13 protein-coding genes are annotated in these 14,741 nt (G+C 68.9%); 6 read left to right on the top strand and 7 right to left on the bottom strand.

The annotated features are described in order from the left end of the window. Positions 1-33 precede the first annotated feature (33 nt). The 3 genes from ACTVZP_RS18815 to ACTVZP_RS18805 all read left to right on the top strand — a co-directional run bounded on the left by ACTVZP_RS18815 (position 34) and on the right by ACTVZP_RS18805 (position 2,686). A complete protein-coding gene (locus tag ACTVZP_RS18815) occupies positions 34-528 on the top strand; it encodes a TRAP transporter small permease (RefSeq protein WP_443213708.1) in 495 nt (164 codons plus the stop codon). 25 nt (positions 529-553) lie between these two features. After that, complete coding sequence (locus ACTVZP_RS18810; protein WP_443213707.1) at positions 554-1,825, top strand: TRAP transporter large permease; 1,272 nt, start codon at positions 554-556, stop codon at positions 1,823-1,825. Positions 1,826-2,056: 231 nt separating this feature from the next. Beyond that, the gene (locus ACTVZP_RS18805; protein WP_443213706.1) at positions 2,057-2,686 is read left to right on the top strand and encodes a class I SAM-dependent DNA methyltransferase; all 630 of its coding nucleotides are present in this window, start codon (positions 2,057-2,059) and stop codon (positions 2,684-2,686) included. Between the two features lie 90 nt (positions 2,687-2,776). On the opposite strand, the gene ACTVZP_RS18800 is transcribed toward ACTVZP_RS18805, so the two are convergent. Continuing rightward, positions 2,777-3,706, bottom strand: coding sequence for a DMT family transporter (locus ACTVZP_RS18800; protein WP_443213705.1), 930 nt, complete (start codon positions 3,704-3,706; stop codon positions 2,777-2,779). A gap of 99 nt (positions 3,707-3,805) precedes the next feature. Here ACTVZP_RS18800 and ACTVZP_RS18795 point away from each other — a divergent pair, with 99 nt between their 5' ends. Next, entirely contained in the window at positions 3,806-5,455 is a 1,650-nt protein-coding gene (locus ACTVZP_RS18795) for an acyl--CoA ligase family protein (protein WP_443213720.1), read from the top strand. Between the two features lie 113 nt (positions 5,456-5,568). Further along, a complete protein-coding gene (locus tag ACTVZP_RS18790; protein WP_443213704.1) occupies positions 5,569-6,588 on the top strand; it encodes a hypothetical protein in 1,020 nt (339 codons plus the stop codon). 142 nt (positions 6,589-6,730) lie between these two features. On the opposite strand, the gene ACTVZP_RS18785 is transcribed toward ACTVZP_RS18790, so the two are convergent. The 6 genes from ACTVZP_RS18785 to ACTVZP_RS18760 form a co-directional block, all read right to left on the bottom strand. Further along, a complete protein-coding gene (locus ACTVZP_RS18785) occupies positions 6,731-7,636 on the bottom strand; it encodes an SPOR domain-containing protein (protein ID WP_443213703.1) in 906 nt (301 codons plus the stop codon). 67 nt (positions 7,637-7,703) lie between these two features. Continuing rightward, the gene (gene upp / locus ACTVZP_RS18780) at positions 7,704-8,336 is read right to left on the bottom strand and encodes a uracil phosphoribosyltransferase (RefSeq protein WP_443213702.1); all 633 of its coding nucleotides are present in this window, start codon (positions 8,334-8,336) and stop codon (positions 7,704-7,706) included. Continuing rightward, positions 8,329-9,312, bottom strand: a complete 984-nt coding sequence (locus ACTVZP_RS18775; protein WP_443213701.1) for an adenosine deaminase — start codon at positions 9,310-9,312, stop codon at positions 8,329-8,331. The genes upp and ACTVZP_RS18775 overlap by 8 nt, the downstream gene beginning before the upstream one ends. Further along, on the bottom strand, positions 9,309-10,505 hold the full coding sequence (locus ACTVZP_RS18770; protein WP_443213700.1) for a phosphopentomutase: 1,197 nt from the start codon (positions 10,503-10,505) through the stop codon (positions 9,309-9,311). Before ACTVZP_RS18770 ends, ACTVZP_RS18775 begins: the two co-directional genes overlap by 4 nt. Beyond that, positions 10,505-11,812, bottom strand: coding sequence for a thymidine phosphorylase (locus ACTVZP_RS18765; protein WP_443213699.1), 1,308 nt, complete (start codon positions 11,810-11,812; stop codon positions 10,505-10,507). Before ACTVZP_RS18765 ends, ACTVZP_RS18770 begins: the two co-directional genes overlap by 1 nt. A gap of 1 nt (position 11,813) precedes the next feature. Next, positions 11,814-12,206 (bottom strand): cytidine deaminase, encoded by a 393-nt coding sequence (locus tag ACTVZP_RS18760; RefSeq protein WP_443213698.1) that lies wholly within the window; start codon positions 12,204-12,206, stop codon positions 11,814-11,816. A 209-nt stretch (positions 12,207-12,415) separates the two neighbouring features. Between ACTVZP_RS18760 and ACTVZP_RS18755 the strand changes: the two genes are divergently transcribed. After that, positions 12,416-14,695, top strand: coding sequence for an NADP-dependent malic enzyme (locus ACTVZP_RS18755; protein WP_443213697.1), 2,280 nt, complete (start codon positions 12,416-12,418; stop codon positions 14,693-14,695). The last annotated feature ends 46 nt before the right edge of the window (positions 14,696-14,741 follow it).

Below are 14,741 nucleotides of genomic sequence, written 5' to 3'. Positions count from 1 at the left end.
GGTCCCTTTCCCCTGGCCGACCGGAGCTTCCCGATGCGACTGATCTTTCTCGCCGCCTCCGCGTTCGGAGCCCTGAGCGTGGCCGTCCTCGTGCTCATGACGGCGGCTGCCGTCTTCGCCCGCTACGTCCTCGGCATGCCCATCGCCTGGACCGAGGAGGTCTCGGGCCTCCTGATGATCTGGATCGTGATGGTCGGAGCGATCGCCTGCGAGGCCAACCGTCAGCACCTGACCATCGACCTGATCGAATCAGCGCTGTCGCCCCGGCTGAACCGGGCGCTGTCCACTCTGATCGGTCTCGCCTCGGTCGGGCTTCTGACCTTCATGTCGTGGCAGGCCTGGGCGCTGAGCCAGACCACGGCCTTCAAGAAGACCCAGATCCTGTCGATCTCCTGGTTCTGGCTCGATCTCGCGGTCGTCGTCGGGGCTGCGGGCACGGCGCTTGTCATGGCGTGGCGGCTGATCCGTCCGGATGCCTCGGCACGGCCGGACGCCGCTTCCGGCCACGAACCCGCCGACAGACACTGACGCCTCTCCTGGGACGGAACGGAACATGACCTGGTTCATCGTCATCGCCCTGATGTTCGCGCTCTTCGCGCTGAACATGCGGATCTATCTCGCCATGTTTGCGGCCGTGGTCGCCTATTTCGTCTTCTTCTCGACGGTGCCGCTGCCCATCGCGGTCCAGCGCATCATCTCGCCCACGCAGAACACCTCGCTGCTGGCGATCCCCTTCTTCGTGCTGCTGGGCACGCTTCTCGGGACGACCGGCATCGCGGCACGGCTCCTGAAGCTCGCCGACCTGATGGTGGGCCGCCTGACGGGCGGGCTCGGCCACACCAACGTCATGCTCTCGACCCTGATGGGCGGCATCTCGGCGTCGAACCTTGCCGACGCGGCGATGATGTGCCGGATCCTCGTGCCCGAGATGCGCAGGCAGGGCTACAGCGCCGGGGCCGCCGCCGCGATTACCGCCTGCGGCTCGCTCATCACGCCGATCATCCCGCCGGGGATCGCGCTCATCATCTACGCGCTGGTGGCCGATGTCTCGATCGGCGCAATGTTCACCGCCGGCATCCTGCCGGGTCTGACCTGCGCGCTTCTGCTGCTCGTGGCCGTCTGGCTCAACGCCCGCAGCCGCGGCCTGCGGCCGTCGCGGCACAGCTGGCCCACCGCCCGAGAGACCGGACATACTCTGCTCGGGGCCTGGCCCGCACTCTTCCTCGTGTTGATCATCGTGGGCGGCATCCGGCTCTCGATCTTCACGCCCACCGAGGCGGGCGCCGTGGCCACCCTCGTCACCCTCGGCATCGGCCTCTTCCTCTACCGCGAGATGAAGCTTGCCGACGTGGGCGCAGCCTTCGCCGAGACGGCGCGGCAGACCTCGGCGGTGCTCCTTGTCATCATGACCTCATCGGCGCTGGCCTGGATCTTCTCGATGGAGCGCGCCGGCATCACCATGGCCGAGATCATCACCCATCTCACGACCAACCCCTGGCTCTTCCTGCTGGCGGTGAACGTGATGCTCCTCGCGCTCGGCATGTTCGTCGAGGGCACGGCGCTGATGATCATCCTCGTGCCGCTGCTGAAGCCGGTGGTGCAGCAGCTGGGCATCGACCCGGTGCATTTCGGGATCGTGATGATCCTGAACCTCTCGATCGGCACGCTGACCCCGCCTGTGGGGACGGTGCTCCTGCTGGTCACGAACCTGAGCGGCGCGAAGCTGGTGGAGTTCCTGCGCGACGGCTGGCCCTTCCTGCTCGCGCTGGTGGTGGCGCTGCTGATCGTGACCTTCGTGCCGGCCCTGTCGCTGGCGCTCGTCTGACCGGACCGCCCCGGGCGACGCGCCCGGCGACACCCCGCGGACCGGCATCCGCAGGGCAGACGCGGCATGCTGCACGTTCGGACGCAGCTGGGCCGCGACGTCTCCTCCGGGCGGATGCCCGACCTTTAGCCGGAGGATGGAAGGTCGCATCACCTTCCCTTTCGACAGCATTTCTCGACGCTTCGCCGAGAGCTATGATTGTCCGGTGTGACGGCAGTGCGAGGGAAGGGAATGGCGCAGCATCACGGGCATCTTGGCGCGGTCTACGGCGCAGCCGGGCCTCAGGAGGTCGCGGCGCTCTATGATCGCTGGGCCGAGACTTATGAGACCGAGATGGCCCGCGCGGGCTACCGCCACCCCGCCATCGGCGTGGCGCTGCTCGCGCGCCACCTGCCGCGCGGCGCGCGTCCGCTGCTCGATGCGGGCGCGGGAACCGGCCTTCTCGGCGAATGGCTGGGGATCGTGGGCTATCCGGAGGTCGAGGCGCTCGACATCTCGGCGGGCATGCTCGAGGTGGCACGCTCGAAGGGGATCTACGCGCGCGTCCACAACCTGCCGCTCGGCGCGGCCCTTCCCTTCCGCGACGGAGCCTTCGCGGGCGTGATCTCGACCGGCGTCTTCACCACCGGCCATGTCGGGGCCGAAGCCCTGCCCGAGCTGCTGCGCATCTGCCGCCCCGGCGGTGTGATCGTCCTCACGGTGAAGGAGTCGCTCTGGCAGGGCGGCTTTGCGGTCAGCCTCGAGGCCGCCGTCGCCTCGGGACGGGCAAGCCTTGCCGAGATGACCGAGCCCTATGTCTCGATGCCCGGCGAGCCCGGCACCACCCCCAGCCGCGCGGTGGCCCTGCGACTGACGCCCTGACCGCAGCGCAAGTGGGATGCGTCCCACCTGCCGCGAACGCAACGCCAGCCTTCCGCGGCGGCGCCGCAAAGAACGACCGCGACAGACCTCTCAGGGCGCGGCCGCCGGCGCCGGCGTGCGCGCGCCGAGCGTGATCGTCACGCCGGCCAGCGCGATCAGGGCCATTCCGCTGGCCGCGATCGGCGTGAGTTGCTCGGACCAGAGGATCCAGCCCCAGAGCGCCGAGGCAGGCAGGGTGATGTATTCGAACACCGAGACACGGCTTGCCGTCGCGACCTGATAGGCCCGGATCATCATGCCCACCGCGAAGAGCGATCCCGCCGCCTGCACGAAGGTCCAGAACCAGAAGCTCTGCGAGGGGACGACGAAACCGCGCGTGACGAAACCGTCCGGCCCCTGGGGCACCGGCAACGGGACCAGCGCGAGGAGCCCGAGCCCCGCCGCGCCCAGCACCCCCAGCGCCACGAAGAACCCGCCGAGCAGCGTGGCCGCGCTTTCCTGCGGGCACCAGGCGCGGGTCGCGATATTGCCCATGGCGTAGAAGAGCCCGGCCAGCACCGGCAGTGCCGCCGCGAGACTTGCCCCCTCCATGGCCTCGGGCCCGAGGACGAGCAGCACGCCCGAGAACCCGACCAGCACCGCCACGATCCGGAACGGCCCGATCCGCTCGCCATACACGAAGCGCGAAATGAGAAGCACGAAGATCGGCGCCGTGAAGAGGCCCGCCGCGACCTGCGCCACCGGCAGGAAGGCCAGAGCGCCGAAGTAGATGAGCATCGCGGCCGCATGGATGGCCGAGCGCGCCGCGACCGCCCGCCCGTCCACCGGGCGGAGTCGCAGCCGCAGCACCAGTCCCGCCACGCCGAGGATGGCAAGCGCCATCACCGACCGCGTGAGGTGAAACTGCCAGAGGCCGGCTTCGGTGGCGATGACCCGGACATAATTGTCCGTAAATCCGATCACTATGGCATAGAGCATGATGAAGCCTGCGGCGGCCACCGTCCGATCCTGGGAATTCATCTGCGCCTCTCCGCGTTCAGCCCTTTCCTAAATGCCGATCCCACGCCATTCTGCGCGTCGGAAAACGACATGTTCGGCACAACGAGGGGAGGCGTTGCGATGGCGTGGCTGGCAGACGAGCGCGGGTTGGAGAAATGCGCAGCGAACTACGCGCCGCTGACGCCGCTGTCGCATCTCAAGCGTGCTGCGGAGATCTATTCGGAGCGGACCGCCCTGGTCCACGGCTCGACCCGTCGGACCTATGCCGAGTATCACGCCCGCGTCGGCCGGCTTGCCTCGGCTCTGGCCGGAATGGGCATCCAGCCGGGCGACGTGGTGGCGACGATCCTGCCCAACATCGCCGCCCACGCCGAGGCGCATTTCGGCATCCCGGCCTGCGGAGCGATCCTGAACGCGATCAACACGCGGCTCGACCTCGAGACGGTGACCTACATCCTCGACCACGGCGGCGCGAAGCTGGTGCTTTGCGACACGGCCTTCCTGAAGCTGGCCAAGGAGGCGGCGGCGCGGCTCGAAGGCAGGGCGCCCGTGATCGTCGAGGTCTGCGACCGGGAGTCCGGCTTCACGCCCACGGGCGAATTCCTAGAATACGAGGAGCTTCTCGCCAAGGGCAGCCCCTGGGCCGAGTGGCTCATGCCCGAGGATGAATGGGAGAGCCTTGCCCTCAACTATACCTCGGGCACGACGGGTCGCCCCAAGGGCGTGGTCTATCACCACCGCGGCGCCTATCTCGCGACCTATGGCAACGCCATCGCCTGGCGGATGCAGCTCTATCCGGTCTACCTGACCATCGTCCCGCTCTTCCACTGCAACGGCTGGTGCCACACCTGGATGGTGCCCATGCTCGGCGGAACGGTCGTCTGCTGCCGCGACATCACCGCGAAGGCGATCTATGCGGCCATCGCCGACGAGGGCGTGACGCATTTCGGCGGCGCGCCCATCGTGCTGAACACGATCATCAACGCAGGCCCCGAGGACCGGCGCGAGTTCGGGCAGGTGGTGGAGGTCTTCACCGCGGGGGCCCCGCCCCCGGCGGCGACGCTGGCCGCCATCGAGCCGCTGGGTTTCAACGTGACCCAGGTCTATGGCCTGACTGAGGTCTACGGCCCCGCCACCGAGTGCATCTGGAAGCCGGAGTGGGAGGAGACGACGGGAGAGGAGCGCGCGGCGCTGAAGGCGCGCACCGGCGTCGCGATGGCGACGCTCGAGGGGGCGGAGGTCCATGACACCCACGGCCAGCCCATCCCGCGCGACACCGTGCACCTCGGCGAGATCGCGATGCGCGGCAACATGGTGATGAAGGGGTATTACAAGAACCCGGAGGCCACGGCCGAAGCGTTCAAGGACGGCTGGTTCCGCTCGGGCGACATCGCCTTCCAGCATCCCGACGGCTACATCAAGATCACCGACCGCGCCAAGGACATCATCATCTCGGGCGGCGAGAACGTTTCCTCCGTCGAGGTCGAGGGCGTGATCGCGCACCACCCTGCCGTCAGCCTCTGCGCGGTGGTGGCGAAGCCGGACGAGCGCTGGGGCGAGGTGCCCTGCGCCTTCATCGAGTTGAAACGCGGCAAGGAGGCCACCGAGGAAGAGATCATCGCCTTCGTCCGCGAACGGCTGGCCGGCTTCAAGACGCCGAAGCAGGTGATCTTCTGCGATCTTCCCAAGACCTCCACCGGCAAGATCCAGAAATTCGAGCTGAGGGCCGTGGCGAAGCTCGCCCTGACGGAGACGGAAGACGCCGGGTGAACCTGTGTGCCGAGGATTGTGGGGCCAGGGATTGTTTGGCCGGTGATTGTGGCTGCCGGTGAGGCAGGCTATCGTCGCCGGGCAGGAACTCAGGGCCGGGGCCGACCGCGCGCATGACGGCGCTGAAGAAGTACCAGAAACTCGAATGCACGGGCCTCTGGCGCAGCGCGCCCGAGGCGCAGCGGCGCGAGGTGGTGGTCAGCTTCGGCGAAGCCTCCCTGACCATGTCCGACCCGCGCACCGAGCTCGCGCTGTCGCACTGGTCGCTGCCCGCCGTCGAGCGGCTGAATCCGGGCGAGCGCCCGGCGCTCTATGCGCCCGGAGCGGATTCCGACGAGACGCTCGAGATCGAGGACGGCGACATGATCGCGGCCCTCGGCACCGTGCAGGACGCCCTTGTCTGGATCAAGCCGCATCCGGGCCGCCTGCGGACAACAGTGCTGGCGGGGGCCAGCCTCGTCGTGCTGCTCCTCGGGCTGTTCTGGCTGCCGGGGGCGCTGGTCGAGCATACGGCCGCCGTCGTCCCGCCCGCGACCCGCGCGGAGATCGGCCGGATGGTGCTCGCCGACGTGATCCGCCTCACCGGCAAGCCCTGTGTCGAGCCGCTCGGGAAGCGGGCGGCGGACAGGCTCGCGCGGAGGCTCTTCGGCAACGGCAGGATGACCATCCTCGTGGTGCGCGAGGGCGTGCTGTGGCCGGTCCACCTGCCGAACCACCAGATCCTCTTCGGGCGCAGCATGGTCGAAGCCGCGGACGGGCCCGAGGTTCTCGCCGGGCACGCGCTGGCCGAACAGCTTCGCGCACAGGCGCAGGACCCGCTGATCCCTGTGCTCGAGCATGCGGGGATGGCTGCGACCTTCCGGCTTCTGACCACCGGAGAGCTGCCTGCGGAGGCGGTGGACGGCTATGCGGCAGGTCTCCTGCGCGCGGTCCCTCCACCCGTCCCGGAGGATGCGCTGATGGCCCGGTTCACCGAGGCCGGTGTGGCGGCGACCCCATACGCCTTCTCGGTCGATGAGACCGGCGAGTCGATGCTCGGGATGATCGAGGCCGACGAGCTTCGCGAGACCCCGCCACAACCGGTGCTGCAGGACGAGGACTGGGTGAGCCTGCAGGGCATCTGCACGAAGTGATCCGCCTTGCCGGGCTAGGGGTTGCCGCCGGGCGCCTGCGCTCCGACAGACAGAAATGCCGTGATCCGCAAAAAAAATCGCCCCGCCGCCGAAGCGGGGGGCTTTCAGGTTTGTTGCTGCCCGGGTTTCGACTGCCTTCTTGCTAACGGATGAATGCGTCTCGGTAACCTGCGCCTCGCAGATTGCGGAGCGCGTCGAGTGTAGTCGTGCGGTCATCGAACGGACCCGCGAGGATGATCTCGAGCGCGCCGCCCTCGGCCACCGAGACGGGCAGGCCGAGGTCGGCCAGCCGCTGACGGGCGCGGCCCGCGTTGCCTTGACGGAGATATGCGCCGATCTGGACGTAGCGGCCCGCTGCGGCTTCCGGCCGCCCGCTGCCGGCCGCGCTGAGACGGGCGACCCCGTCCGCCGGATCGAGCACCGGCACGCGAACGCCCTGCAGGCCCTGGCCGGCCCGGGCGCAGAGGAGCGTGGATCCCCCCTCGGATGTGGCGAAGCGGCGAAGCTGCGGAGCAGAGGGCGGGCAGGTGACGCCGGAGGGCAGGTCCGCGGCGGCCCGGATCTCGTCCCGATGCAGCGTCAGCCGGCGGAGCGCCTCGGCCTCGGCGGCCGTATCGGCCCGCACGACCACCCGCGCGATCCTCTGGTGCGATCGGCGATGCTTCAGGACGGTCCGGGTCCGGGTGGCTTCGATCGCGGGTTGCACCGACACCGACGCCGGTGCAGCGACTTCCGCCTCTGTTTCCGCGGGTGCCACGGCCGTGACCGGAGCGGCCTCGACCCCGGCCGCCACAGGTTCGGCCGGAGCCGGAGTCGCCGCGAACGACGGAGGGTAGCCGCACAGGGGTTGCCGGTCGCGCGTGACGCGCGGCACCCAGTTCACCGTGCCGCCGAAGCCCGCGCGGAGGTAGACACAGCCCTTGCTGTCCACGTATTGCGGCCCGCGGAAACTTTCGGGCGGACGCTCCGCCGGTCCATCCTGCGCGATGGCCATGCCTCCACCGGCGACGGAGCACCAGATCGCGAAGGTGATCGCCCTGAACAGCATGAAGGCTCCCGTGAAGATACCGGCGATCTTGCCCCGGTCGGAGCACGCTGTAAAGCGGCTTCCTCCCTTATTTTGTGCCGAACATGCGGTCGCCCGCATCCCCTAGGCCAGGGACAATATATCCATGGTCGTTGAGCATTTCGTCCACAGCGGCTGTGACGATCGGCACGTCCGGATGCGCCTCCTTCATCCGCGCGATCCCTTCGGGCGCAGCGAGCAAGCAGAGGAAGCGGATGTTCTTCGCGCCCTTCTCCTTCAGCAGGTCGATGGCCGCCACCGAGGAATTGCCGGTCGCGAGCATCGGATCGACCGCGATCACCAGACGGTCCTCGAGCATGTCGGGAACCTTCGCGTAATACTGAACGGGCTTCAGCGTCTCGGGGTCGCGGTAGAGGCCGATGAAGCCCACCCGCGCCGCGGGCACCAGTTCGAGGATGCCGTCGAGAAGCCCGTTGCCCGCCCGCAGGATCGAGATCAGCGCCAGCTTCTTGCCGTCGAGGATCGGCGCCTCCATCTCGCAGAGCGGCGTCTGGATCGTCGTCGTGGTCATATCGAGCTCGCGCGTGACCTCGTAGGCCAGAAGCAGGCTGATCTCGCGCAGAAGGCGCCGGAAGCCCGCCGTCGAGGTCTCCTTGTTGCGCATGATCGTCAGCTTGTGCTGCACGAGCGGATGGGTCACGACGGTCAGGTGATCAAGCATGGTCGGGCTCCAGAAGCTTGGCGATGCGGGCGCGGGTATCGGGGTCGCAGAAGGCCGCGTCAAGGGCGGTGCGCGCAATGGTCCGGAACACGCCGTCGTCCCAGTCGAAGGCCTCGGCCAGCCGGTCGTATTCGCGCGCCATCGTCGTGTGGAAGAAGGGCGGATCGTCCGTCGAGACCGTGACCTTCACGCCGCGATGGAAAAGCTCGCCGATCGGATGCTGCCGCCAGCCCGGGTAGATCCCCAAGGCGATGTTCGAGCCGGGGCAGCATTCGAGCACGACGCCCTGCTCGGCCAGCTCGTCCACCAGCGCCAGATCCTCGATGGCGCGCACACCGTGGCCGATCCGCTCGACGCGCAGGTCGCGGAGTGCGTCGCGGATGCTGCCCGGTCCGCCCCACTCGCCGGCGTGGCAGGTCAGGCGAAGGCCGGCTTCCCGCGCCATGTCGAAGGACCAGGCGAAGTCACCGGGTTTGCCCACCGTCTCGTCGCCTGCGAGGCCGAACCCCGTGACGAAGCGCCCCGCCGTCTCGGCGGCGCAGAGCGCGGTTTCCTTCGCCTTCTCCGGGCCGAAATGGCGTATCGGCGTCACGATGGCGCGAAGGGTGATTCCCATGGCCCGCTCGGCCTCGGCCGCGGCCTCCTCGATGGCATGGAGATACTCCCGCCACGCGCCGGGATCGCGGCCGCCGCAGAAGTCGGGCGACAGGAAGGTCTCGGAATAGACGACGCCCGAGCCCGCGCTCTCCTCCAGCACGGCGAGCGTCAGGCGGCGGTAGTCCTCTGGCCCGGTCAGGACGGAGGTCGCGGCCTCGTAGACCTTCAGGAAATGCCGGAAATCCTTGTAGGAATAGCTGCCGTCAGGGGCGAAGATGCCCGAGATGTCGATCCCCTTCTCGCGCGCGAGGCCGCGGATGAAGGCGGGCGGCGCCGCGCCTTCGAGATGGAGGTGAAGCTCGACCTTCGGCAGGCTCACGGAAGCGCCCTCCCCGGCCCCGGGTTGGTCAGCCCCAGATGCGCGGCCACGGTCGCCGCCACATCGGCATAGGCGCAGAGCCCGAGCGGTCCCGCCCCCGAGCCCGCGATCAGAACCGGCACCCGCTCGCGCGTGTGCTCGGTGCCGCGGAAGGTGGGATCGTTGCCGTGGTCGGCGGTGAAGATCGCCATGTCGCCGGGCCGGAGACGGGCGAGGAAGCCGCCCGCCCGCCCGTCGAACCATTCGAGCGCGCGGGCGTAACCCGCCACATCGCGCCGGTGGCCGTAGAGCGTGTCGAACTCGACGAAATTCGCGAAGGTGAGCGCGCCTTCCTCGGCCTCCCCGGCCAGCCGGTCGAGATGGTCGAAGAGCGCGGCATCATCCCGCCCCTTGTGGAGCCGGCCAATTCCGCGATGCGAGAAGATGTCGCCGATCTTGCCGATGGCATGGGTGGCGCGGCCCGCCTCCTGCGCCACGTCGAGGATCGTGGGCGCAGGCGGGGCGATGGCATAGTCGCGCCGGTTCGGCGTTCGGGTGAAGGCCCCCGGCTGCCCGACGAAGGGTCGTGCGATCACCCGGCCCACGCGCATCGCATGGACGGTCGGCGCCAGCCCCTCGCAGAGGGCAAGAAGCCGGTCGAGCCCGAAGGCCTCTTCATGCGCCGCGATCTGAAGCACGCTGTCGGCCGAGGTGTAGCAGATCGGCCAGCCAGTGCGCAGGTGCTCCGCCCCGAGGTCCTCGATGACCGCCGTGCCCGAGGCGTGCCGGTTGCCGAGGATGCCCTCGGTGCCTGCGCGACGGCAGATCTCGGCAGTCAGATTCTCGGGGAAGGCGGGGAAGCGATCGGGGAAGTAGTGCCAGTCCCAGGGCACCGGGACGCCCGCCAGCTCCCAGTGGCCCGAGGGCGTGTCCTTGCCCTTCGAGACCTCGGTCGCAGCACCCCAACGGCCCTCGGGGTCGGCTCCGAGCCCCGGCGGGCACAGGCCCGAGGCAAGTTCGACGGCGCGGCCGAGACCCAATGCGTCGAGGAAAGGGAGCCGCAGGGGGCCGCTCCGCCCCTCCTCGGCGCGGCCCGCCGCACAGGCCTCGGCGATGTGGCCCAGCGTGTTCGAGCCCTCGTCGCCGAAGGCCACCGCATCCGGCGCACCGCCGCAGCCCACGGAATCCATGACGATCAGGAAGGCGCGCGGCATCAGGCGATCCTCGCATGGATCAGCGGCGGCTCGGCGGGCTCCTGGTCGGAGATCACATAGGCGGCCTGGATCGCGGCCACCGCCGCCTCGGCATCCGCCTCGGTCGCGGCATGGACCATGGCGAGGGGCAGATCCTCGGACACTTCCTCGCCAATCCCGGCAATGTCGGCCAGACCCACCGAGGGGTTCACGCGGTCCGTCTCGCGCAGCCGCCCGCCGCCGAGCCGCACCACGGCCTGACCCAGCGCCGCCGTGTCGATGCGCAGGACGAACCCCGTCCGCAGGCTCGGCACCTCGCGCATCACCGGGGCCGAGGGCAGCCTGTCCGGCCAGCGTTCGACGAAATCGACCGGGCCGCCCTGCGCCGCCACCATCCTGGCGAAGTATTCGGCCGCATGGCCGCTTTCCAGCGCCTGCTCGATGCGTTGCCCGCCGTCCTCGGCATCGGCGGCAAGCCCGCCAAGCGCAAGCGCCTCGCCCCCGAGGGCGACGGTGACATCCCAGAGAGCGGCATTGACCGAGGTGCCGGTCAGCGTCTCCATCACCTCGATTACCTCGAGCGCATTGCCGGCCGCCGTCGCAAGCGGCTGGCTCATGTCCGTGATGAGGGCCGAGGTCATGCAGCCCGCGCCCTGCGCCGCCCCCACCAGCGCCCGCGCCAGCGCCTCGGCCTCCTCCATGGACTTCATGAAGGCGCCCGAGCCGACCTTCACGTCGAGCACCAGCCCCTCGAGGCCGGCGGCCAGCTTCTTCGACAGGATCGACGCGGTGATGAGGTCGATGGACTCGACCGTCCCCGTCACGTCGCGGATGAGGTAGAGCCGCCGGTCCGCCGGCGCCATGCTCTCGTCGGCGGCGACGATGGCGCAGCGCACGTCCTCGATCTGCGCGCGCAGCCTCTCCTCGCCGAGGTTGACCCGGAAGCCGGGGATCGCCTCAAGCTTGTCGAGCGTTCCTCCGGTATGGCCGAGGCCGCGCCCCGAGACCATGGGCACATAGGCGCCACACGCCGCCAGCGCCGGCGCGAGCAGCAGCGAGGTGCAGTCGCCGATCCCTCCCGTCGAGTGCTTGTCGAGCACCGGACCCGGCAGATCCCATTCGAGAACCCGGCCGGAGTCCCGCATGGCACGGGTGAGGGCCACGCGCCCCTCCTCGCCCAGGCCCTGGAGGCAGACCGCCATGGCGAAGGCCCCGGCCTGCGCGTCGGTGACATAGCCGTCGGCCAGCCCGGCGGCGAACCAGCCCAGTTCGGCAGCCGAAGGCACTTCGCCCCGGCGCAGTTTCGCATTGATCGAGCGCGCGTCCACGTCAGGCCCTGTCCATGTGCGCGGCCGTGAAGACGCCGGGAAGGAGCGCCGCGACGCTGGTGCGAAAGCTCTTGCCATCAATGGTGCAGAGCGTGACGGGAACCTCCTGCTCCGCGAACTCGGCGATCTTCTGGCGGCAGCCTCCGCAGGGAGGAACGGGCTCGGGACTGTCCGCGATCACGAGGATCTCCGCGATGGCGGTCTCGCCCGCCGCGACCATGGCCGCAATGGCGCCAGCCTCGGCGCAGGTGCCCTCGGGATAGGCCACGTTCTCGACATTGCAGCCGACGTGAACCGACCCGGAAGCTGTGCGCAGCGCCGCTCCCACCTTGAAGCGGGAATAGGGCGCGTAGGCGTTCTCGCGTACCGCCACGGCGGCTTCGAGCAGGGACATGAGGTTCTCCCATCTGAATTGCGCCGACATTGGGACGTGGGAGGTCCGGATGCAAGCGCGCGCCATGACTGGCCACAGCAGTGCCGGACAAAGATCGCCGAGGGCCTGCATGCCGACCGTTGCCCCGGGGATCACCGCGCATCCGGCCGCTTCGCAGTTGCGCCGGCCACCGGATGGTTTAGTGCTGAACCATCGTCAGGGAGGGGATGATGGACGAGGCACGCCACGACAATACGCGCCATGCGGCGCTGGACTACCACGAGTTCCCGAAGCCGGGGAAGCTGGAGATCCGGGCAACGAAGCCTCTGGCGAATGGCCGTGATCTGGCCCGGGCCTACTCGCCGGGCGTGGCCGAGGCCTGCCTAGAGATCAAGGCCGATCCCTCGACGGCAAGCCGCTACACCTCGCGCGGGAACATGGTCGGCGTCGTGACGAACGGCACCGCCGTCCTCGGTCTCGGCAACATCGGCGCGCTGGCCGCGAAACCGGTGATGGAGGGCAAGGCCGTCCTCTTCAAGAAATTCGCCGGCATCGACTGTTTCGACATCGAACTGGCCGAGCCCGACCCTGTGAGGCTGGCCGAGATCGTCTGCGCGCTCGAACCCACCTTCGGCGCGATCAACCTCGAGGACATCAAGGCGCCCGACTGCTTCATCGTCGAGAAGATCTGCCGCGAGCGGATGAACATTCCGGTCTTCCACGACGACCAGCACGGAACGGCCATCGTTGTCGGCGCGGCCGCGACCAACGCGCTTCATGTCGCGGGCAAGCGGTTCGAGGACATCAAGGTGGTCTCGACCGGCGGCGGCGCGGCAGGGATCGCCTGCCTCAACATGCTGCTGAAGCTGGGGGTGAAGCGCGAGAACGTCTGGCTCTGCGACATCGCAGGGCTGGTCTGGAAGGGCCGCGAGGTCGAGATGACGCCGCAGAAGGCCGAGTATGCGCAGGACAGCGACCTGCGCACGCTGGCCGAAGTGATCGAGGGCGCGGACCTCTTCCTCGGCCTCTCGGGGCCCGGCGTGCTGACGCCCGCCATGGTCGAACGGATGGCCGAGCGCCCGATCGTCTTCGCCCTCGCCAATCCGACCCCGGAAATCCTGCCGGACGAGGTGCGCTCCGTCCGGCCGAACGCGATCATCGCCACGGGCCGGTCGGACTATCCGAACCAGGTCAACAACGTCCTCTGCTTCCCCTTCATCTTCCGCGGCGCCCTCGACGTGGGCGCGACGACGATCAACGACGAGATGCAGCTGGCCTGCATCGAGGGCATCGCGAGCCTCGCCCGCGCAACGACCAGCGCCGAGGCCGCCGCCGCCTACAAGGGCGAGCGGATGAGCTTCGGGGCGGACTACCTGATCCCCAAGCCCTTCGATCCGCGCCTGATCGGCATCGTGGCCCTGACGGTCGCGCGGGCCGCGATGGAAAGCGGGGTGGCGACCCGGCCTATCTCCGATCTCGGCGCCTACCGGCGCAAGCTGGACGGGTCGGTCTTCCGCTCGGCCCTGATCATGCGGCCGGTCTTCGAGGCATCCGCCGCCGAATCGCGCCGCATCGTCTTTGCCGAGGGTGAGGACGAGCGCGTGCTGCGCGCTGCCAACGCCGTGCTCGAGGAAACCGTCCACAAGCCGGTCCTCATCGGCCGCCCCGAGGTGGTCGAGATGCGCTGCGAGCGGGCCGGCCTGCCGATCCGCCCGGGGCGGGACTTCGACCTGGTGAACCCCGAGAACGATCCCCGCTACCGCGACTACTGGGAAAGCTACCACGCCGTGATGGCCCGCAAGGGCGTCACCCCGGACACGGCGCGGGCGGTCATGCGGACGAACACGACCGCAATCGGCGCGATCATGGTGCACCGCGGCGAGGCCGACAGCCTGATCTGCGGCACCTATGGTCAATACCTGTGGCACCTGAACTACGTCACGCAGATCCTCGCCAACCATGGACGCAGGCCCATCGGCGCGCTGTCGCTGATGATCCTCGAGGATGGGCCGCTCTTCGTGGCCGACACCCATGTCCACCACGAACCGACGCCCGAAGAGATCGCCGACACGGTGCTGGGCGCCGCGCGCCACGTCCGCAGGTTCGGCCTCGCCCCCAAGGTCGCGCTCTGCTCCTCGTCGCAGTTCGGCAACCTCGACTGCTCGACGGGGCGCCGGATGAGGGCTGCGCTCGAGATTCTCGACCGTCGCAATCCCGATTTCGCCTACGAGGGCGAGATGCACATCGACGCCGCGCTCGATCAGGACATCCGCGACCGCATCTTCCCCGGCGGACGCTTCGACGGACCCGCCAACGTGCTCGTCTTCGGCAATTCTGACGCGGCCTCGGGGGTTCGGAACATTCTCAAGGTGAAAGCAAACGGACTGGAGGTCGGGCCGATTCTGATGGGCATGGGAAACCTTGCCCACATCGTTACGGCTTCCATCACGGCACGCGGATTGCTCAACATGTCGGCTCTGGCGGGGACGCCGGTGACCCACTACGGCTGACCGAACTTCTCATCCCGATCCGATCTTCGCCCCTCCCTGCGGCTTA

This window comes from Rhodobacter sp. NSM, assembly GCF_052244495.1.
GTDB lineage: Bacteria > Pseudomonadota > Alphaproteobacteria > Rhodobacterales > Rhodobacteraceae > Cereibacter_A.
This window is presented reverse-complemented; position numbering and strand designations above follow the sequence as displayed.